Origin of the sequence: Mesorhizobium sp. M6A.T.Cr.TU.016.01.1.1, assembly GCF_003952585.1 — a bacterium.
Classification (GTDB): Bacteria; Pseudomonadota; Alphaproteobacteria; order Rhizobiales; family Rhizobiaceae; genus Mesorhizobium; species Mesorhizobium mediterraneum.
The window spans coordinates 2,011,222-2,031,680 of record NZ_CP034452.1; the positions used below are offsets into that span (position 1 = coordinate 2,011,222).

Annotated in this window: 17 protein-coding genes; 5 read left to right on the forward strand and 12 right to left on the reverse strand. The window is 65.2% G+C overall.

Going from position 1 to position 20,459, the window contains the following annotated elements:
* Positions 1–2: 2 nt before the first annotated feature.
* From EJ075_RS09425 to EJ075_RS09460, 8 genes are all read right to left on the reverse strand, one after another.
* A complete protein-coding gene (locus EJ075_RS09425; protein ID WP_126104159.1) occupies positions 3–689 on the reverse strand; it encodes an XRE family transcriptional regulator in 687 nt (228 codons plus the stop codon).
* Between the two features lie 112 nt (positions 690–801).
* The gene (locus EJ075_RS09430; protein WP_126104160.1) at positions 802–1,872 is read right to left on the reverse strand and encodes a D-alanine:D-lactate ligase-like protein; all 1,071 of its coding nucleotides are present in this window, start codon (positions 1,870–1,872) and stop codon (positions 802–804) included.
* A gap of 179 nt (positions 1,873–2,051) precedes the next feature.
* Positions 2,052–2,933 (reverse strand): SMP-30/gluconolactonase/LRE family protein, encoded by an 882-nt coding sequence (locus EJ075_RS09435; RefSeq protein ID WP_126104161.1) that lies wholly within the window; start codon positions 2,931–2,933, stop codon positions 2,052–2,054.
* A complete protein-coding gene (locus tag EJ075_RS09440) occupies positions 2,930–3,571 on the reverse strand; it encodes a 2-dehydro-3-deoxy-6-phosphogalactonate aldolase (protein ID WP_126104162.1) in 642 nt (213 codons plus the stop codon). Before EJ075_RS09440 ends, EJ075_RS09435 begins: the two co-directional genes overlap by 4 nt.
* Positions 3,568–4,527: a 2-dehydro-3-deoxygalactonokinase gene (locus tag EJ075_RS09445; RefSeq protein WP_126104163.1), complete on the reverse strand. Its 960-nt coding sequence runs from the start codon at positions 4,525–4,527 to the stop codon at positions 3,568–3,570. The genes EJ075_RS09440 and EJ075_RS09445 overlap by 4 nt, the downstream gene beginning before the upstream one ends.
* Complete coding sequence (locus tag EJ075_RS09450; protein ID WP_095484670.1) at positions 4,524–5,291, reverse strand: SDR family oxidoreductase; 768 nt, start codon at positions 5,289–5,291, stop codon at positions 4,524–4,526. Before EJ075_RS09450 ends, EJ075_RS09445 begins: the two co-directional genes overlap by 4 nt.
* A gap of 185 nt (positions 5,292–5,476) precedes the next feature.
* Positions 5,477–6,586 (reverse strand): EAL domain-containing protein, encoded by a 1,110-nt coding sequence (locus EJ075_RS09455; protein ID WP_126104164.1) that lies wholly within the window; start codon positions 6,584–6,586, stop codon positions 5,477–5,479.
* A 95-nt stretch (positions 6,587–6,681) separates the two neighbouring features.
* Entirely contained in the window at positions 6,682–8,475 is a 1,794-nt protein-coding gene (locus tag EJ075_RS09460) for a GtrA family protein (protein ID WP_126104165.1), read from the reverse strand.
* Positions 8,476–8,606: 131 nt separating this feature from the next.
* On the opposite strand from EJ075_RS09460, the gene EJ075_RS09465 reads away from it, so the two are divergent.
* From EJ075_RS09465 to EJ075_RS09480, 4 genes are all read left to right on the forward strand, one after another.
* Positions 8,607–9,614: a glycosyltransferase gene (locus EJ075_RS09465; RefSeq protein WP_126104166.1), complete on the forward strand. Its 1,008-nt coding sequence runs from the start codon at positions 8,607–8,609 to the stop codon at positions 9,612–9,614.
* Between the two features lie 8 nt (positions 9,615–9,622).
* Complete coding sequence (locus EJ075_RS09470) at positions 9,623–9,997, forward strand: GtrA family protein (RefSeq protein WP_126104167.1); 375 nt, start codon at positions 9,623–9,625, stop codon at positions 9,995–9,997.
* Between the two features lie 221 nt (positions 9,998–10,218).
* Complete coding sequence (gshB, locus tag EJ075_RS09475; RefSeq protein WP_126104168.1) at positions 10,219–11,160, forward strand: glutathione synthase; 942 nt, start codon at positions 10,219–10,221, stop codon at positions 11,158–11,160.
* Between the two features lie 172 nt (positions 11,161–11,332).
* Positions 11,333–12,865, forward strand: coding sequence for a YifB family Mg chelatase-like AAA ATPase (locus EJ075_RS09480; RefSeq protein ID WP_126104169.1), 1,533 nt, complete (start codon positions 11,333–11,335; stop codon positions 12,863–12,865).
* Between the two features lie 339 nt (positions 12,866–13,204).
* On the opposite strand, the gene EJ075_RS09485 is transcribed toward EJ075_RS09480, so the two are convergent.
* The 3 genes from EJ075_RS09485 to EJ075_RS09495 form a co-directional block, all read right to left on the reverse strand.
* A complete protein-coding gene (locus EJ075_RS09485) occupies positions 13,205–15,376 on the reverse strand; it encodes a malate synthase G (protein ID WP_126104170.1) in 2,172 nt (723 codons plus the stop codon).
* Between the two features lie 266 nt (positions 15,377–15,642).
* Complete coding sequence (locus EJ075_RS09490) at positions 15,643–17,670, reverse strand: hydantoinase/oxoprolinase family protein (RefSeq protein WP_126104171.1); 2,028 nt, start codon at positions 17,668–17,670, stop codon at positions 15,643–15,645.
* A gap of 256 nt (positions 17,671–17,926) precedes the next feature.
* Positions 17,927–18,553, reverse strand: coding sequence for a CDGSH iron-sulfur domain-containing protein (locus EJ075_RS09495; protein WP_126104172.1), 627 nt, complete (start codon positions 18,551–18,553; stop codon positions 17,927–17,929).
* Positions 18,554–18,702: 149 nt separating this feature from the next.
* Between EJ075_RS09495 and EJ075_RS09500 the strand changes: the two genes are divergently transcribed.
* Positions 18,703–19,689 carry an IS5 family transposase gene (locus tag EJ075_RS09500; protein WP_126103272.1) on the forward strand — a complete coding sequence of 329 codons (987 nt, stop codon included), beginning with the start codon at positions 18,703–18,705 and terminating at the stop codon, positions 19,687–19,689.
* Positions 19,690–19,918: 229 nt separating this feature from the next.
* On the opposite strand, the gene EJ075_RS33090 is transcribed toward EJ075_RS09500, so the two are convergent.
* On the reverse strand, positions 19,919–20,431 hold the full coding sequence (locus EJ075_RS33090; protein ID WP_164547070.1) for a hypothetical protein: 513 nt from the start codon (positions 20,429–20,431) through the stop codon (positions 19,919–19,921).
* Positions 20,432–20,459: the final 28 nt, after the last annotated feature.

The following is a 20,459-nucleotide window of genomic DNA, read 5'->3' on the forward strand; positions in this document are numbered from 1 at the left end:
TTTTATCTCCCATTTACGTGCACCCGCTGTCCGCCCGGCTGCGAGCCTTGTCCGGGCGTGTATTGATTGAGTTCCGCCGCGCCGCTGGTCGGGGGCGCGATGATCCAGAGCACCTGCGCCGGCGTCTTGCCGATGTTCACCGTGCGATGCGGCGTCGAGGTTGCGTACTCGATGCTGTCGCCCTCGTTCATGGTGAAGCGCTCGTCCGCCAGCGTCAGCTCGACTGTCCCCTTCAGGACGACGAACATCTCGTGCTTGCCGCCATGCGTGTAAGCGTCGTTGCCGGTCGAGCCGCCGACGTCGAAATCCCCCGAATAAACCTCGAATTCATGGATCGGCCGCCGCGACAGCACCGTCTTTCGACAACCGTGGCTGATCGGCAGCAGGGGCCGGTCGGCTCTGGTGAGCACCTTGTGGAACCCACCGTCGGTCTGCTCGAACAAGTCGTTGATGCCGAGGTCCAAGGCAGCCGCGATCCGCATCAGGGTGCTGGCGCTGGCTCCGCTCAGATTGCGCTCGAGCTGGCTGATGAAGCTCGCCGTCGTGCCGATCATGTCGGCCAGTTGGCGAAGCGAAATGCGTCGGGCCGTGCGAATGGCCTTGATCCGCCCACCGACATGCTTCGTCTTGTCCGCGTCCGCCGCTGGCAGCGCCGCCACGTCCGGGGATGTCGCAGGGTCGACTTTCACCGAGTGCTCCTTCACTTAACACCCTATTAAGTGGAGTGCCGGAACGCAAGCCATTTGTCGAGATACGATACGATCCCGGGTCGCCCGGGGCAGCTTTGCGCAGGATTTCTGCTCAGGACGCGGCCACTCGGCTAAAACGACTCGCCGCGGTCTCGACCATCGCATCGGCGAGGCTCATGCTCCATTGCGAGCGGCAATAGGCGCGGAAATCGAAGCAGGGCAGGCCGGGACACACTTCAAACTCTATGAGATGGACCGTGTCGTCGGCCTCGATCCGAAGATCGATCGAAAAGACGTCCCGCAGGCCAAGCCCAATCATCAGCCTTTGCGCGACTTGGCGTATCCTTGCATCGGCTCGCGGCTGGCTGGCGGCGACCGGCAGCAGCACCGGCTCGGCGTATGTCCCCGCCGCTCTGGCAGCCTCGCCGGTGTCGCCGTAAAGTGCCAGGCTGTCTGCCATGGTCTGGAAATCACCACCCGAATCGACAAAGGCGACGCCGAGCGCCTCGACGCCGGTGTTCGGCTTCAAGCCCAGAAAACTAGCGCGCGCGTTGCGCCCGGCGACGTAGGGCTGCACGACGACATCGTCGCGATAGGCGGCGAACACACGCCGGCTAAGCTCCAGCGCGTGGCCGAGATCACTGCTGCGTGAATCTGGCCAGATGCCGATCTTGGCGCCGAGCCGGTTCGGCTTGACGAACCAGCCGGCTGGCGAAGCCGGCGGCTCGACCAGCCAACGGCCGTCGCGGGCCAAGCCGGATCGCGGCACCGGCAGGCCGAGCGCGCCGAGCACGGCGCCGGAGCGGAATTTGTCCTGGCAGAGCGCAAACAGCGCATCATCGGCGCCGAGCACCTTCAGGCCGTTCAGTCTTGCCACAGCCGGTGCTGCACAGCCACGGAAATAGGCGATGCCATCGGTCAGCGTCCACACCAGCGTCGTGTCCGGGTCCTCACCGGCAAGCCCGTTTGCGGCATCGTCGAGCGCCACCGGCGCGAAGGACAGGCCGCGCGTCAGACAGGCTGCGGCTAGTGCATCGAACTCAGGGGCGATGTCAGTCGACTGCGCCAGATAGGAGGCGATTTCGGCGGCACGCGCCGGCAAATGGCCTTCGACGACCAGCCGGTCGAAGCAGGCCCTTTCCGGCTCGTAGACAAGGATCAGCTTCGGCTTGCGGCTTGACATGGGATGAGCGGGTCCTGGGGATGAACGGGTCCTGGCAGCGCGATTGTCTACCATCGCACGGCGAATGTATCAGGCTTTCGCGGAAACCGACGTCAGTCGGACGCCTGCACGACAGTGCTGGTGCGATCTTCCCGTTTGGTACCATGTTCTTTTCCGAACCGAAGGTTCGGGATCATCGCCTAGGCGATCAGCACGCGCGGCTCGAAGCGGCCGTTGACCGGAACATCGAGCAGAAACGTCATGCCGGCTTGCGGGTCCAGCAGGCGCTGTTTCTCATCCTTCCCCGACCAGGCGGACGTCACCGCCAGCCGGTCGGCATTCCTGCCGACAAAGGCCGGGCAAGACGGCTGCGTCACCGGCATCGCGACCGACCGGATGAGCTTGCCGTCGGGTCCGTAGGCTTCGATGACGCTGCCGCCCCAGCAGGCGTTCCATAGGACACCGTCGCGATCGAGCACCGAACCATCGATATAGCCCTTGGCCTTGCGGTGATCGACGAAGATCTTCGGCTCGCCGGACGGCAGGCCGGTTGCCGGATCGCAGCCGACCCGCATCAGCAGTCCGGTGCTGGTATCGGTGTAGTAGGCGGTCGTTCCGTCTTCGGAAAAACAGATAGAGTTCGACACGGTGATGTCCGAGTAAAGCCGGCGCAACTCCCCCCTAGAGAACCAGTAGATCGAGCCGGCGGCCTTTTCCTCGCCCTTGCCCATGGTGCCGATCCAGAAGGCGCCGCAGGGGTGGACGCGCGAATCGTTCGAGCGCGTCACCGGGTTGTCGGCCTCGATCGCCGTGTGCAGCGTCATCTTGCCGGTCGCCACGTCGCGGACGTGCAGGCCGGTTTCGGTGGCGATCAACTGCCTGCTGTCGTCGATAATGGCTATCGCGCTGGCCATCTGGCCAAGCTCGTGGATTTTGACCGCGCCGCCGGACAGGCGTTTTTCCAGAAGCTGGCCATTGACGATGTCGAACCAGTAAAGCGTGTCGGTGGCTGGGTCATAGCTCGGTCCCTCACCGAGCTGGCAGACATGGTCGGAAAAAACAGAAACGATGGTTTCCCTCATCCTGCCGCTCCAAACGCCGCATCCCAGGCTACGGTGGCAGCACGGGCCCGCGCGGCCACCTCTTCGACGCTCATGCCAGGCTTGAACAGGCTGGAGCCGAGGCCGAAGACGCTGACGCCGGCCGCCTTGTAGCCGGCAAAGTCCTTCTCTGAAACACCGCCGACCGCGCCGACCAGCGTCTCTGCCGGCAAAACCGCGCGCATCGCGGCGATGCCCGTCGCGCCAAGCACGCTGGCCGGGAAGAATTTCAGCGCCGAGGCGCCGAGCCGGAGCGCCTGGAAGGCCTCGGTCGGCGTGAACACGCCGGGCATCGTCACCATGCCGTAATTCATCGCGCGGTCCATGACCTCGGCATCGATGTTGGGGCTGACCAGCAGCCGGCCGCCCGCCTTGTGCAATCCGTCAACATCGGCTGTTGTCAGTACGGTTCCTGCACCGACCAGCGCCGTCGCCGGCAGCGCCTGCACGATCTTTGCGATCGAGGCAAAAGGGTCCGGCGAATTGAGCGGCACTTCGATCGCTTCGATGCCGGCCTCGAAGATTGCCCGGCCAATGGCCACCGCCTCGTCCGGCTTGAGGCCGCGCAGGATGGCGACAAGGCCCCGCCCGAGCTTCGGAAACGGTGCGGTCTCGGTCATGCTACAACTCCGCTTCCGGCAATCATGCCATTTTCGCGCGCGGCCTCGATCAGGCCGGCACGCACTGCCTCGTCGGCGTCGACAGTCTCGACCGCAAGTCCGGCAAGGCCGAGCGCTTCAGCGTAGAGAGCGCCGAGCGCGCCGGAAGCAATCAGCACGACCGACGCAGCGCCTTTCCCATAGCGGTGGCTGGCAGAGGCGATCTCGCCGCCGATCAGCAGGCCGGACAGGCAAGCAGCGGCATCGTTGGGTTTCAGGTCCTGCAGCAGGCCCGCGGCACGGATCGAGAATAGTCTCGACGTGACATCGCCGCCGTCGGCCAGCGCTTGCTCGCACCAGCGCCGGAAAAACGGATTTCCTGATGCGACCGGCTTGGGCTGCTCGCCCAGCGAATGGCGCAGGATCGAATGCGCCGCCAGCACCGAAAACAGCTCGCCGGTTGGCCAGGTGCCGAAACCTGTAACGGCGCCGTCCTCGACCAGCACCCATTTCGAATGGGTGCCGGGCATGCAGACGAGATGGCGACCCTTTGCCGGCAAACCAGCGCCGGCAAGCTGCGTTTCCTCGCCGCGCATGACGTCGGGCGCGTCGGCCTGGCGCTGGGCAAGGCCCGGCACGATGCGGATGTCGCGGCGCTGGCCCGGAATGCGCGCCGCACCGGCCAAAATGGCGCCGATCGGCGCCGGCACGGTGACATAGGGCGCCTCGAGCCAGCCCTGGCGCGAGCCGGCCATGCCGCAGATGATGACGGGCATCGCTTCCGGCGCGCCCATCGCCGCCAGATGTCCTTCGAGGATGGTCGAAAAGCCGGTGGCTTGCGCAGTGATCAGCCCGTCGTCGCCGCGGCGCTCGGCAAGGATTTTTCCGGCCTCATCGACCAGCCAGACCCTGAGACGGGTGGTGCCCCAATCCACGGCGGCGACAGAGGGTGCTTTGCTCGGGGATCCTGGGTTCACAGGAAGCCCCCGTCGACGATCAGCATCTGGGCGGTCAGCATCCGCGAAGCGTCCGACGCCAGGAACAGCACCGTGCCGACGATGTCATCCGGCTGCATTACCTGCTTGATGCATTGCTTGGCGACATGGGCGGCGAGCGCCTGTTCGGTGACCCAGAGTTCCTTCTGCCGCTCCGTAATCACCCAGCCGGGTGCGATCGCATTGACGCGAATGCCGTCGGCGCCGAGCTTGCCGGCAAGGCCCTTGGTCAGGCCGACGATGCCGGCCTTGGCCGCGGTATAGGCCGGCATGTCGGGGTGGTTGATGAGAAACGACGTCGACGTGAAGTTGATGATCGAGCCGCCGCCGGCCCGCTTCATGCCCGGCGCCACCGCTTGGGCGGAGAAGAAATGCGGACGCAGATTGATCGCCTGATTGTTGTCCCAGAATTCCACCGTGACGTCTTCCACCGCGTGGCGTTCGTCAAGTGCTGCATTGTTGACCAGCACGGTGACGTCGCCATGCGCTTCGGCCGCCTTGGCGGCAGAAGCCCGCAGCGCCTCGATGTCGCGTATGTCTGTGTTGAGATAGAGGGGTCGCCGGCCGAGATCCTTCTCGATGCGGTCGGCCAGCGCCAGGCTCGGGCCGTCAGCGATGTCGATGAAGGCGACCTTCGCCCCCTGGCGTGCAAAACCCTCCGTCAACGCCGCGCCGATGCCGGAGCCGCCGCCGGTGATCAGCACCGAAGCGCCTTCAAGGTCGGCAAAGCGCGCCGATGGCATCATTTTTTTCTCCACAAAGTCAAAGTGCGGCAGCGTCCTTGGCGCGTCCCAAACGGACGCACGGGGCTGTGGTCTGGCCGGCGCGCATCCTAGCCAGCCCGGTCCAGGGAGCAAGGGCGAAAAACGGATTCTTACGGCTTATGTCTGACAAAAAGAAGGCTGCGCCGCTGCGGCAGCGCGGCCGGTCGTCAGATTGCCTTGGCGCGCAACGCGCCGCGGAAGGAATCTCTGAGATAGCCGAGCGTGGCGTCGGCATCGACCGGCCTGCCGAACAGAAACCCTTGCCCACCGGCGCAGCCGAACTGGACAAGGCGCTCGGCCTGCGCTTCCTGCTCGATACCTTCGGCGACCACGTCCATGCCGAGCCCCTCGCACATGGCCAGGATCGCCCGGATGATGTGTTCGGACGGGCGGTCGTCGAGAATGGAGGAGACGAAGGCCCGGTCGATCTTGAGCTTGTCGAAATGAAATTCGCGCAGACGCCCGAGCGAGGACTGGCCGGTGCCGAAATCATCGAGCGCGACGCGGATGCCGACGCGGCGCAGATTCTCGACGATCTTTTCGGCCGAGGCCGGATCGTTCATCAGGCCGGTTTCGGTGATCTCGATCTCCAGCCGGCGCGGGTCGAAGCCGATGATGCGGCGGGTCCTAAGATCGACGATGGGCTGGAAATGCGGCTCGACCTCGCCGGCCGAGACGGCCCGGCGCAGCGCCTGCTCGATGCGGGTGACGCGCTTGGCCGCTTCTTCCATCTCTCTGCTATAGACGACCACCCGTCCGCGGCCCGAACGCTTGGCATGGTACAGCGCCGTCTCGGCCTTGCCGACCAGAATTTCGGTGGTCTCGTCGCCCGAATAGAACATCGAGCAGCCGACCGAGGCCGAAAGCCTGGCAGTGCGTTCGCCGACATCATAGGGTGCCGACAGGATCTCGATCAGCATTCGCGACTTTTCGGCCGCCGCCTCCTCGCTGAACACCATCGGATAGAGGAAGGCATATTCGTCGGCGCCGATGCGGCAGACTGTGGAATGGCTGTCCATCGAAGCGCGCAGCCGCATCGCCGCCTGGATCAGGATCTCGTCGCCGGCCTTGTGTCCGAACAGGTCGTTGATCGGCTTGAAGCCATCAAGGTCGAGGATGCCGACGGTGAACGGCGCCGGATCGTCGGCGCGGTCGCTGATCAGGCGGTCGACCTTGTCGAAGAAGCGGCGATGATTGCCAAGCCCGGTCAACGGATCGGTAAAGGCCAGATCCGTGCTTTCCCCGGTTGCTTGCCCGGTGCCAAACGTCGTTTGCATCGGTAACCCTGTTAGGTCGGAATATTTCGAGGCTGGCAGCAAACCCTTTAGGAACCATATCCCAAACCGATTTCTTTCACAGGTGAAGAACCGTTTCAGCGGTCGAGCCGAACGCGGTACAGCTCGAGGGAACCTGCTCTGACTGGCGCGACCGGCTCGAGCCATTCCGGCACGTTGCCGCGCATCAGCCCGCCAAGAAAGCCCTGAGGCGCCTTGGCGGCGAGAAGCTCGCTTTCCGCATTGCCACGACAAACCGCGACGAGGCCGACATGATGCGTTGCCACGACCGTCCTGGCAGCGGTGGATGACCCCAGGAAGGTGTCGAGCGCAAGCAGATCTCCGGCGATGTTGCGGTGATAGGGCCCGGCGAAGACGCGATGCCCGGAATAGGCGAGGATCGGCGACCCGAGATTGGAAATCGCCAGCACCGTGGTGTCCGGCACACCGCCAAGCGCTGCAAAGGAGGCCTGGCGCTGGCAGGCCATGTCGGCACCGCTGTCATTGGCCGCCGTCTTATCGGCTTCGAACGCCACCGCGGCCGCTGCCGCGGCGCCCGTCCACACGGCATTCACCGAGACGAGCCAGACCGCGGCCATGCGCAGCGCCACGCTGCTCGAATGACTGGTCTCCGCCCGCTGACGCCAACTGGCGATCCAGGCGGAAAGCGGGATGACCGCCAGCGCGACCGAGAATGTCGAGCCGCGCACCTGCCAGGCACTGACGACGAACGCCACGACAAGCAGCGCGCCGACAAGACTGTCCTGCCGCCGCCAACCGCCACGGCCAAAGCGAAGCGCCATCAGGACGAGCGCGACGGCCGGCGTGACATAGCGCGCCGCCACCCTGGCCGGGTCCTGGGCGACAAGGTTGAACAGCGACTGCGCTTCGTCGACGTGATCGAGCCACAGCTCCTTGAGGCGCGGATCGAGGTTCGCGTAGGGAGCCGCCAGGCATTGCGGGAACAACACCATAACGACCGTGCCCAGCGCGAGCGCAAGGATGCCAAGCGACACCAGCCGGCGCGTGCGGCCGCCGGCCTCGATCGAGGCTATCGCCGCAAGGCCGGTTCCGGCCAACACGGCGACGACGAACTGCACGGTCGAGAAGGCATCGCATTGCGCCTGGCTCCAGGCGGAGACGGGAACAGTGGTGACAAAGACGAGAGCGGAAGCGCCGGCAAAACCGACGCCGAAGTCCCTAGCGATCCGTCTTTCGCCATTTGCGTCAAAAGCGAACAGGAGCGCGACGCAGGCGCCGATGGTGGCGACATAGGGGGCAGTTTCCATGCCGACAGCCAGCATCAGCGCGGCGCACACGCCGGAGAACAGCGCTGCCGGCCCGCGCATGGTGGCTTCAAGCAGCAGGCTGAGGCTGGCTATGGTCAGCGTGAGCTGAACATTGTGATGATCAAGCGCGCCCGGCGAGAAGATGCCTATGAAGTGCAACGCCGCCGCGCCGACGACGACAGCGGGCAGCACGGCGGCCTCACCGGCGAAATTGCGCGCCGCGCGGGTGATGAAAAACACCGCGAGGCAGAAGAGCAGCGCCGGCCACAGCACTTGCGCGACGTTCTCGGCCAGAGCCATGCTGCCGGTCAGGGCCGTCGCTGCAAGAATGATGGCGGCGATCGGCGCATCGACCAGCCGCGACCAGTGCATGACGAAGCCGCCTTCGAGCCCCATCCTGTACTGGTGCAGATCGAACCAGCCCTGGCCGGCCAGAAAGTCGCGAACCTCGACCAAACGCAGCAAATTGTCGTTGTCGCCGTGGGCGTTGGTCAATTGGGGGAATCCGGCCCAGGCATTGACGGCGAACGCCACCAGCGTGGCAAGCAGCGCCAGCACGATTTCGGACCTCCAAATGGAGGCGCCATGCTTGGCTATGCTCATTCTATGACCTTTGGAAGGAATATGGGGCAACTTAAACCTAGCCTTAACGGCTTCAATAAATAGTAAAGGCGCCCGAGCAGGCCGGCATTCAGCACGGCCAAGGACCCGGGCCAAGGCATCCGGAGACGAAAATGCCGCAAGAAGTTCGCTACGAACCCGCCATCGCCGTGCTTCTGCCTTGCTACAACGAGGAGCTGACGATCGCGGACGTGGTGCGGCGTTTTCGCGAAACCCTGCCTACGGCCGCGATCTATGTCTATGACAACAATTCGCGCGATCTGACGGCGCTCCGAGCCCGCGCGGCCGGCGCTACCGTCATCCGCGAGCCGCGCCAGGGCAAGGGCAATGTGGTGCGCCGCATGTTCGCCGACATCGAAGCCGACATCTATCTGATGGCCGACGGCGACGGCACCTATGCGCCGGAGGACGCGCCGCAACTGATCAACACGCTGCTCACCGAGCGCTCCGACATGGTGGTCGGGACAAGGCGAGGCGTCACCGACGATGCCGGCAGGACTGGCCATGCCTTCGGCAACAGCGTCTTCAATCGCCTCTACAAATGGCTGTTCGGCAGCGAGTTCACCGACATCTTCTCCGGCTACCGCGCCTTCACCAGGCGCTTCGTCAAGAGCTTTCCCGCCGTCTCCGGCGGCTTCGAGATCGAGACCGAAATGTCGGTCCACGCCTCGCAGCTCAAATTGCCGGTCAGCGAGATCGGGCTCGACTATGGCCGCCGGCCGGAGGGCTCCTCGTCGAAACTGTCGACCTATCGCGACGGCGCGAAGATCCTGTGGATGTTCGCCATGCTGATGAAGGAGACGCAGCCGCTGCGCTTTTTCGGCGCCTTCGCGGTGCTCTTCCTGGCATCGAGCCTGTTCCTGATGATGCCGGTGCTGATCGAGTTCGTCGAAACCGGCCTTGTCCCACGCATGCCGACCTGGGTGCTGTCGGTCGGCCTGCTGCTTCTGTCGATGCTGGCGGCGGTGACCGGCCTGATCCTCGATTCGGTATCGCGCGGCCGGGCCGAGCAGAAGCGCATCTTCTATCTGTCGATGCCTTCCGGCCGGGTCGAGCGCGAACGCGCAGGCGCGACCGCGACCTTGAAGACCGGACCGGGCAAGACCCCACGGGCGGCCTAGGCTCTGTTGTGAAACGCCTCGTCCGCTTCATCTTTGCCGGCGGCGTCGGTTTCGTCGTCGACGCGGCGGCGCTGTGGCTTCTGCTGGCCTTCACGCAGCTTGGACCCTTCGTCGCACGTGTCGTCTCGATCGGCTTTGCGCTGTCCGTCACCTGGGCCATCAACCGCCACCTGACCTTCTCGCCGTCGAGCCGCGGCATCGCGCAAGAGGGCGCACGCTATGGCGGCGTCGGCATCGCCACCAGCATCGTCAATTACCTCGCCTATTGCGCCATCCTGATGGCGCTGCCGGCAATGCCACCGCTGACGGCACTTGCCATCGCCTCGCTGGTCGCGATGGCGCTCTCCTTCCTCGGTTATTCCAGGCTGGTCTTCGATCGGTGAAGGGTGCGCCAAGCGAAGCGCGGCCCCATATAGTCTTGGTCGATATAGGTCTTGGGCCGATTGGCAGAAGGCGCCGAGTTCCATATATCGCTGTGGTCGATGCATCGGCCCGAAAAGCGGAATCGATTTTCGGAAAGCACGATGGATAGATTCAAAGTGTTGGAGCGTACTTTGTGCGTCCAAATGGACGCACGTCGCTCCAAGTGCGCCGGAGAGCCGCCATGAAATTGAAAATCGCCGTCCAGATGGACCACATCTCCACCGTCTCGATTGCCGGCGACACCTCGTTTGCGCTGTCGCTGGAAGCGCAGCGCCGCGGTCACCAGCTGTTCCACTATACGCCCGACCGGCTGTCGCTGCGCGGCGGCAAGGTGTTTGCCCGCATCGAGGCAATGCAGGTCCGCGATGAGAAAGGCGATCACTATTCGCTCGGCGAAGAAGTGCGCACCGACCTGTCGGAGATGGACGTCGTCCTGCTCAGGCAGGATCCGCCCTTCGATATGAATTACATCACCACGACGCACATACTTGAGCGTATCCATCCTAAGACGCTGGTGGTCAACGACCCGGCCTGGGTGCGCAACAGCCCGGAAAAGATCTTCGTCACCGAGTTTCCCGACCTGATGCCGGAAACGCTGATCACCAAGGATCCGCTGGAGGTCGCCGCCTTCCGCAAGGAGTTCGGCGACATCATCGTCAAGCCGCTCTACGGCAATGGCGGCGCCGGCATCTTCCATCTGCACGAGGCCGACCGCAACCTCGCCTCGCTGCTCGAGATGTTCGGCCAGATGTTCCGCGAGCCCTACATCGTGCAGCGTTATCTGAAGGACGTGCGCAAGGGCGACAAGCGTATCATCCTGATCGACGGCGAGCCGGTCGGCGCCATCAACCGGGTGCCGGCCGAGCATGATTCACGCTCCAACATGCATGTCGGCGGCCGCGCCGAAAAAACCGAACTGACGGCGCGCGAGCGCGAGATCTGCGCCCGCATCGGCCCGTCGCTGAAGGAGCGCGGTTTTATCCTCGTCGGCATCGACGTGATCGGCGACTACATGACCGAGATCAACGTGACGTCGCCGACCGGCGTGCGCGAGGTAAAACGCTTCGGCGGCGCCGATATTGCGAGCCTGTTCTGGGATGCGGTCGAGGGCAAGCGCAAGTAGCCTTCCCAGGCGCATTTCGAGCCCGCAACTCTGACGCAACTTCCTGGCAGCAATGGTATTTGTCTGTTCCCCTAATGTTCTTGCCTTGGCCGTAAATCTGTGGTTGTCTCTGGTGAAGCCGTTCGCGGCATGATCGCAGAGGCTTGGGCAAGCCTGCATCCGGGGTGAAAAAATGGTTGCGCGGGTCCGCACGGTGGCTTTCCAGGGCATCGAGGCCGTGCCGGTCGACGTGCAGGTGATGATCGCGCCGGGCAAGGTCAACATGCACATCGTCGGCCTCGCCGACAAGGCGGTGGCCGAAAGCCGCGAGCGGGTGCAGGCGGCGCTGCATGCGTCCGGCCTGTCGATGCCGTCGAAGAAGGTTACCGTCAATCTGGCGCCGGCCGACCTGCCCAAGGAAGGCAGCCATTACGACCTGCCGATCGCGCTCGGCCTGATGGCGGCGCTTGGCGCCATTCCGGGCGACATGCTGGCCGGCTATGTCGTGCTTGGCGAGCTGTCGCTCGACGGCACTATCGCCGCGGTGGCCGGCGCGCTGCCGGCGGCGATCGGCGCCAATGCCGAGGGCAAAGGCCTGATCTGCCCTTTCGCCTGCGGACCGGAAGCGGCCTGGGCCGGCAAGGATTTCGACATTCTGGCGCCGCGCAGCCTGATCGCCATCGCCAATCATTTTCGCGGCACGCAGGTTCTGTCGCGGCCGGAAGCCGGCATCCATGTCTCGGCGCGCGATCTGCCTGATCTGGCCGACATCAAGGGCCAGGAGACCGCCAAGCGGGCACTGGAAGTGGCGGCGGCCGGCGGCCACAACCTGCTGATGATCGGACCGCCGGGGTCGGGAAAATCGATGCTGGCGCAGCGGCTGCCGTCGATCCTGCCGCCGCTGGCGCCGAGGGAGTTGCTCGAAGTCTCGATGATCGCGTCGGTGGCCGGCGAACTCGGTGAGGGAAAACTGACCGACCGGCGGCCATTCCGCGCGCCGCACCATTCGGCTTCGATGGCGGCGATGGTCGGCGGTGGCCTGCGCGTGCGGCCGGGCGAGGCGTCGCTTGCCCATCACGGCGTGCTGTTCCTCGACGAGTTTCCCGAATTCTCGCCGCAGGCGCTCGATGCGCTGCGCCAGCCGCTGGAGACCGGCGACTGCATGATCGCCCGCGCCAATCATCGCGTCACCTATCCGGCGCGCATCCAACTGGTCGCGGCGATGAACCCGTGCCGCTGCGGCATGGCCGGCGAGCCGGGCTATCGCTGCCTGCGCGGCGACCGTTGCCGCACCGATTACCAGGCGCGCATTTCCGGCCCGCTGCTCGACCGCATCGACCTCAGGATCGAGGTGCCGGCGGTCTCGGCCAGCGATCTGATCCGGCCGGACCGGGCGGAGAAAAGTGCTGCGGTGGCGCTGCGCGTGGCCCGCGCCCGCACGATCCAGCGCGAGCGTTTCGAGCGGCACGGCGCGACCTCCGCCACCACCAACGCGCATTGCTCGCCCTCCGTCATCGAGGAGATCGCGATGCCGGATGCATCAGGCCTGGCGCTGCTCAGGGATGCCAGCGAGAAACTCGGCTTTTCCGCGCGGGCCTACCACCGCGTTTTGAAAGTGGCGCGGACGCTGGCCGATCTCGAGGCCAGCGAGACGGTCGGGCGCATTCATCTGGCCGAGGCGATTTCCTACCGCAAGAGCTCGGAGCGAATGGCGCAGGCGGCGTGATACAAGGAGAGGCCGAGAACCGGCCCGGGAGATGGGATGCTCGACGCGACCTGGATAAGAAATATGCCACTAGACAGACCAACTCGATCCCCAGCGGTGGCTCTCGCCGTGGGTGCACTTGTCGCCGGTGCTGTCAGCCTTCTCGTCTTATTGCTCATTTGGTTAACCGGCTATGACGCCTGGTGGGTTCGTTCTGCGTGCGTTGGAACGGGCATTTTCTTTGGAAGTAAGGCTGCCCACCGACTGCTGAAGGAGAGGGCGTAGCCGTCGGCGCACTTCACGCAGGACCCACCCGGCCCTTTGGGCCACCCTCCCCTCAAGGGGGAGGGGACGCTTCGCTCAGGCCTGCTCTTTCGCCTTCAGCTCCAATCGCCGCGCGTGCAGCACCGGCTCGGTGTAGCCGTTGGGCTGGACCCGGCCCTTGAAGACGAGGTCGCAGGCGGCGAGGAAGGCGATGGACTTGTCGAAGTCCGGCGCCATCGGCTGGTAGAGCGGGTCGCCTTCGTTCTGGCGGTCGACGATCGCTGCCATGCGCTTCATCGTCTCCATCACCTGATCCGAGGTGCAGACGCCATGATGCAGCCAGCTGGCGATATGCTGCGAGGAAATGCGCAGCGTGGCGCGGTCCTCCATCAAGCCGACATCGTTGATGTCAGGCACTTTCGAGCAGCCGACGCCCTGGTCGATCCAGCGCACAACATAGCCCAGAATGCCTTGGGCGTTGTTGTCGAGCTCCTTCTGGATGTCTGCCTGAGACCAGTTCGGCCGCACCGCGACCGGCACCGACAATATGTCGTCGAGCTTTGCCTTGGGCCGGCTCTTCAGCGCCACTTGGACGGCATGAACATCGACCTTGTGATAGTGAGTGGCGTGCAGCGTCGCCGCCGTCGGCGATGGCACCCAGGCGGTGTTGGCGCCGGCCTTGGGGTGAGCGATCTTCTCCGCCAGCATCGCCGCCATCAGATCGGGCATCGCCCACATGCCCTTGCCGATCTGGGCGCGGCCGGCCAGCCCGCATTCCAGCCCGGTATCGACATTCCAGGCTTCGTAGGCGGCAATCCAGGCAGCCTGCTTCATGTCGCCCTTGCGGATCATCGGGCCGGCTTCCATCGAGGTGTGGATCTCGTCACCGGTGCGGTCGAGGAAGCCGGTGTTGATGAAGACGACGCGGTCTTTGGCGGCGCGGATCGCCTCCTTGAGGTTGACGGTGGTGCGCCGCTCCTCGTCCATGATGCCCATCTTGATGGTATTCGCTGGCATCTCCAGCAGCGCCTCGACGCGGTCGAAGATCTCTACGGCGAAGGCGACTTCCTCCGGCCCGTGCATCTTGGGCTTTACGACATACATCGAGCCGGCGCGGGAGTTTTGCCGGCGTCCGTTCGGCCCGACATCATGCAGCGCGATCAGCGCCGTCATCGTCGCATCCATGATGCCTTCCGGCACCTCGTTGCCGTCGCGGTCTGTGATCGCCGGATTGGTCATGAGGTGGCCGACGTTGCGGATCAGCATCAGCGAGCGGCCGGGCAGCGTCAGCGCGCCGCCATCGGGCGCGGTGTAAGAGCGGTCGGGATTGAGTTTTCGCGTAAACGTCTTGCCGCCCTTGGTGATCTCCTCGGCAAGGTCGCCCTTCATCAGGCCGAGCCAGTTGCGGTAGACCACGACCTTGTCCTGCGCATCGACTGCCGCGACCGAATCCTCGCAGTCCTGGATGGTGGTCAGCGCCGATTCCAGCACGACGTCGGCAATGCCGGCCGGATCGGTCTTGCCGATCTGGTTGCTGCGGTCGATGACGATCTCGATATGCAGGCCATTCCCGGTGAGCAGGACGGCTTCGGGATTGTCGGCATCGCCGCGATAGCCGGCAAACTGTTTTGGGTCGGCAAGCGTGGTGGCGCCGGCGCCCTCGCCCAGCCGCAACATGCCGTGGGCAACCGAAAGCCCGTTCACCCCAGCCCATTTTCCCGAGGTGGCCGGCACCGACTCGTCGAGAAAACCCTTCGCCCAGGCAATGACCTTGGCGCCGCGCACGGGATTGAACTTCCCGCCCCTATCGGCGCCGTCGGTCTCGGGGATAGCGTCGGTGCCGTAGAGCGCGTCATAGAGCGAACCCCAGCGCGCGTTGGCGGCGTTCAGCGCATAGCGCGCGTTCATCACCGGCACCACCAGCTGCGGCCCGGCAACCACCGAGATTTCCGGGTCGACATTTTCCGTCGCGACGGAGAAGGCCGGCCCCTCCGGCACGAGATAGCCGATCTCCTTGAGGAACGCCTTGTAGGCTTCCATGTCGCTGGGCGCGCCATTGTCGCGATACCAGCGGTCGATCTGATCCTGCAGGGCATCGCGCTTTTCCAGCAGCGCCCGGTTCTTCGGCGAAAGATCGTGCACGATGGCCGAGAAGCCGGTCCAGAAGGCGTTGGCGGCAATGCCGGTGCCCCGCAGCGCCTCGTTCACGACGAAATCATAAAGCTCGCGGGCAATCCGCAATCCGGCGATTTCGACGCGATCGGTCATCAGGGCTTCTCCAAGATGAAAGGCTTTGGCCGGGCCTTTGGCATGTCAGGGTAGCACGGTCAATTCAGCTTAGGGTGAAGGGGAAGATTTTCGAAGTCGGCGAAGCTGCCAATCTCCCCCCTTGAGGGGGAGATGGCCGGCAGGCCAGAGGGGGTCGGTCCGACCGGGCTCGGCCTCCTGCGACAGAAGGAAGTAGCGCTGCACGCGCGGCGACCCCCTCTGTCGCCTTCGGCGACATCTCCCCCTCGAGGGGGGAGATTACGCGCTCACACCGCAATCCTTGGCCTTCCCGACGCCACCGCCACTACATGCGCCTCGATGAACATGCGCTGGGCTTCGACGGTCGAGACGCGGAATTCGGTGGCGATTTCGATCTCGGCGCTGTCGGTGCCGGCGTCCCTGGCCCGCCCGGCGGCAATGGCGCGGACGTCGGTTTCCGCCGCCGCGATCGCCGCCGCCTCGTCATTGAAATCGCGCACGGTTTCGCCGGAGGCGACGCGAAACAGCCCTTCCTTGGGCTGGCTGACGCGCGCCTCCGCCGAGACCCTGACCTGGCCGACGACCGCGCCGAGCGCGTTGGCGACATCGGTATCCTCCGGCACGACGCAGCCGTTGCCGATGAGCGGAGGCAAGCCGGCATAATGCAGCGGCGCCGAGGCGCCGAGGCCGATCACCGGACGGTCGAGCGCGACACTGAGGCGGGCAATGCCGGGATGGGCATCGACGGCGCGCTGGACCAGCGCATGGGCGACGGTCGCCGCGCCGTCTAACCCGTCCTCGGCAAAGGCGGTTTCGAGGACGACTTCCGCTGACAGGCGAGTCAGTGTGGTCAGCACCCGTTCCGATATAGCCTCCGGCGAGGCGGCGATCGACTGTCCCCGCCCGTCGCGCTTGCGGGCAAACAGCTCGGCGCCGAGCCGGGCCGTTGCCGCATCCCAATTCGCCTGCTTGCCCAGCACATGGGCAGCATCCGACGGCGTGAAGCCGGCGACATGCACCAGCCCGCGCGACACCAGCCGGTTCAAGGTGGCGTTCTGGGCATTCGAGGTCAAAAGCCTGTCGACGGCGAGGGGCACAGCACCGATCATCTCGTAAAGCTTGGCTTCGGCGCCGGTCAGGCCCGCGGCCAGCCGCTCCGGCACGCCGGTCCTGATCGCCAGGCGACCATCCATGCGGCCGGGGTTCGGCGCCCGCAGCTGGCGTTCGAGCTCTGATGCGACGACTTCGCCATGCATCATGCCGGCCAGCGCCAGCGGCACCAGGCGGCGCGGCCCGAGCAGGATTTTTGGGTTGAGCGCGCCATCTTCGAGCGCCACTTCGGAATCGCCGCCGAGCCCAAAAGTGCGCATGGCGACGGCCTCGACCATGGTGCGGAAACCGCCGACGGTGGCGCCTTCCGGATCGAGCCTGGGGCGGCCCCCGTCGAGCACAGCGACATCGGTGGTGGTGCCGCCGATGTCGGAGACGACTGCATTGTCGAGGCCGGTCATGTGGCGGGCGCCAACCAGGCTGGCGGCCGGACCTGAAAGAATCGTCTCGATCGGCCGCTGGCGGGCGAAGGCCGCCGAGACCAGGGCGCCATCGCCGCGCACCACCATCAGCGGTGCGGCGATCTTGCGCGCGACAAGAAAACCTTCAGTCGCTGCCACCAGCCGGTCGATCATCGAGATCAGCCGGGCGTTGAGCAGCGTCGTCAGCGCCCGGCGCGGACCGCCGAGCTTGGCCGAAAGCTCGTGGCTGGCGGTGACCGGCAGGCCGGTCTTTTCGCGGATCAGGTCGCGAGCGGCAAGCTCATGCGCCGGGTTGCGGGTGGCGAAATAGGCGCAGACGGCAAAGCCGGACACCGAGGCGCCGAGTTCCGGCAGCGCCGCCTCCAGCCCAGACAGGTCGAGTTTTGCCGCATTGCCGTGGACATCATGGCCACCGGGGCAGAACACGACAGGATCGGTGCCGAGCGCCGCCTTCAGCCCATCGCGGGCAAGATCGCCTTCGGAAAAGCCGATCATCACCAGCGCCACGCGCCCGCCCTGGCCCTCGACGAGCGCATTGGTGGCAAGCGTCGTCGACATCGACACCAGTTTGATCGCGGCAGGGTCGGTGCCGGCTTTTTGCAGCACCGCATCGACCGCGCTCGATATGCCGACCGCGAGGTCGTGGCGCGTGGTCAGCGCCTTGGCCTTGGCCAGCACTTTTCCGCTTGGGCCGCCGGCCTCCGACCACAGCACGGCGTCGGTATAGGTGCCGCCGGTGTCGATGCCGAGGAACAGGGGGGTGGATTTGGGCTTGGTGGTCATTTTCTGGCAGCGATCCGGCGAATTTCGTCCCCGCCCCTTAGCCGATACGGACCGGCGGATAAAGCCACGAGCGCTGGGCCAAGCGCCTAATCTCCCCCCTTGAGGGGGAGATGTCGCCGAAGGCGACAGAGGGGGTCGCTTCGCGTGAAGTGCCAGGCTCTTATAGGGCGAAAGAAGAAGTCGGCGCTCCACGCGAGACGACCCCCTCTGGCCTGCCGGCCATCTCCCCCTCAAGGGGGGAGATTCCAGCGTCAACCTACCCGACAAACCCCTCCCGCTTGTGGCTGCCATCGCAGAACGGCTTGTTGGCCGAATGGCCGCAGCGGCAGAGGAAGGTGCGCGTCGTGCGGTCGACCGTGTGGCCGGTGCCGGTGACGATTTCGAGATTGCCCTCGAGCTTGAGCGGGCCGTTGGTGGTCGGCGTCACCGTCAGCGGGCCGTTCCGCGCGTCCAGCGCCGGCGTGTCCTTCAGCGCCGGCTCGCCGGTGGCGGCAAAGCCTGATTTGGTGTGGCTGCCGTCGCAGAACGGCTTGTTCTCCGAGGCACCGCAGCGGCAGAGCGTGGCGCGATAAAACGTTTCGCCATTCAGCACGATCTCGGCATGCACCGCCAGCGGGCCGTTTTCCCTGATGCGCACGGTGTTGACCACCGGTGGCTTTTCCTGCGGGCCGCCATCCTTCCTGACATAGGTGATGGCGCCCGATGGGCAGCTTTCGGCGATCGCCACGATCTTCTCGACGCTGGCCGCCTCGGGATGTATCCACTGGCCCTTCGCGTTGGGCACGAAGACATGCGGATCGCCCAGCACGCAGTTGCGCGAATGGATGCAGCGCCGGCCGGAAAAGCCGACATCGATTTTTTCGCCTTCGACCGTGCCTGCCATGGGTGGGGTCTCCTGTCGGACTACGCTATGGCGAGGGTCAGGACGGCGTCAAGCTGGCAGTGCGCGCTCTTCCCTTCTCCCCCTGTGAGACCTTTGCACAGAAGCCGAACGGTGATTCTGTGGTGAAGGTTGGAGCAGGGAGATTCGGGATGGCGGATCGTGTTTTGGGTCAGTTGAGTCTGGCGGACGGTCTGGCGGCGTCGGATGAGACGATTTTCGACCTAGTATCGAAGGAACTGGACTGGGCGCCGATCCGAACATTGCTGGGTCAGCGCAGCGGTCCTGGCTCGGGCAACACCAGCTATCCGGCGGAACCGCTGGTGCGCTGTCTTTTGCTGGGCATGTGGCATGGGCTGAGCGATCCGGCGCTTGAGGCGCAGATCCGGGACCGATTGTCGTTCCGCCGCTTTGCCGGTTTCAGCCTTTCGGACCGCACGCCCGACCATTCGACACTGTGGCGCTTCCGCGAGGAGCTGACGCGTGAGCGACTGATCGACAAGGTCTTTGAGGAGATCAACCGTCAGCTGGAGGAGAAGGGCCTGATCGTCAAGCGCGGCACCTTGGTCGATGCCACGTTCCTGCAGGCTCGTGGCCGTCCGCCCAAGCAGCCGAAAAAGGGCCACCAAGGTCCGGTCAAGCCGTCGGCCGACAAGGATGCGCGTTGGGGCAAGAAGGGCAAGAAGAGCACCTTCGGCTACAAGATGCACATCGGCGTCGACCAGGAGCACACCTTGATCCGGCGTGTCGAGGCGAGCGACGCCTCGGTCACCGACACCGAGCCGGCCGACCAGTTGATCTGCGGCGACGAGAAGGCGGCCTATGGCGATCAAGCCTATTACACCCACGCCCGCCATGCCCGGCTCGCCGCCGCCAACATTAAGGACCGGCTGATGCGGCGGCCCAACAAGCATCACCCCGAGTTGCCGCCGCGCCACAAGCTGCGCAACCGGCTGATCGCCAAGGTGCGGGCGGCAGTGGAGCGGCCTTTCGCCGTGTTCAAGGAGCGTTACGGCATGCGACGCCTGCGCTTCTTCAACCTCGCCACCAACCGCACGCAGTGCATACTGGCCGCCTGCGCTTACAATCTGCGCACCATGATTGGCGTCCTCTATCCACCCGATGAGAGGCGGACATGAGGGAGGAGTGCGTCCACAATCCGGCAGGATGGCTGCCTAAACCGACAAAGGCCCCGCAAGGGCCGCGGAAAACCGCTCTGCCGGCCTTCAAAAAGGCCCTCACTGACCACCGAAATCCACTTCGCTCCCCGTGCAAAGCCCTCCCTGTGGGAGAAGGTGGATCGGCGCGCAGCGCCGAGACGGATGAGGGGTGTTGGACGAAATTCCAACGCCGGCCAGCCATCTCTCCTCATCGGCCGGACTTCAGCAAGGTCCAGATCCAGCCGATGAAGGTCAGCACCAGGAACGGATAGCCGGCGGCGGGCAAAGGCGCCGAGGTCGGCAGCAAGGGCGCCCCCCACAGCACCATGGCCACCGTCACGACAAACAGGATGGCGGCGATGAGGCCGGTGAGCCGCATCCACAGGGCAAAGGTGCTCGGCACGCTGATCAGCACGAGCGCAGCCGCCCACAGCGAGATGCCGCCGACATAGGAGGGAACGCTGGCCTCCAGCCCCGCCGCATTGCCGGCCAGCAGCAGGCTCTCGCCGGCGAGGAAGGTGAGGAACCCGGCCGCGACGCAGTCATTGCCCAGCCGCTGGTATTTCATCGTTAGCAGCGCGGTCGCCACCACGAGCGCCACGCCGTCGATCGTCCAGAGCGTTTCGCGCAGCGGAGCGCTGGCGACAAAAGTGCCGGCCAGGCCGAAGGCGCCACCGATGGCGAGGCCGATCGCGGCGGCGGTGTCTGAGATGGAACCCATATAATGTCTTCCCCGAGCCGAGGAGAGG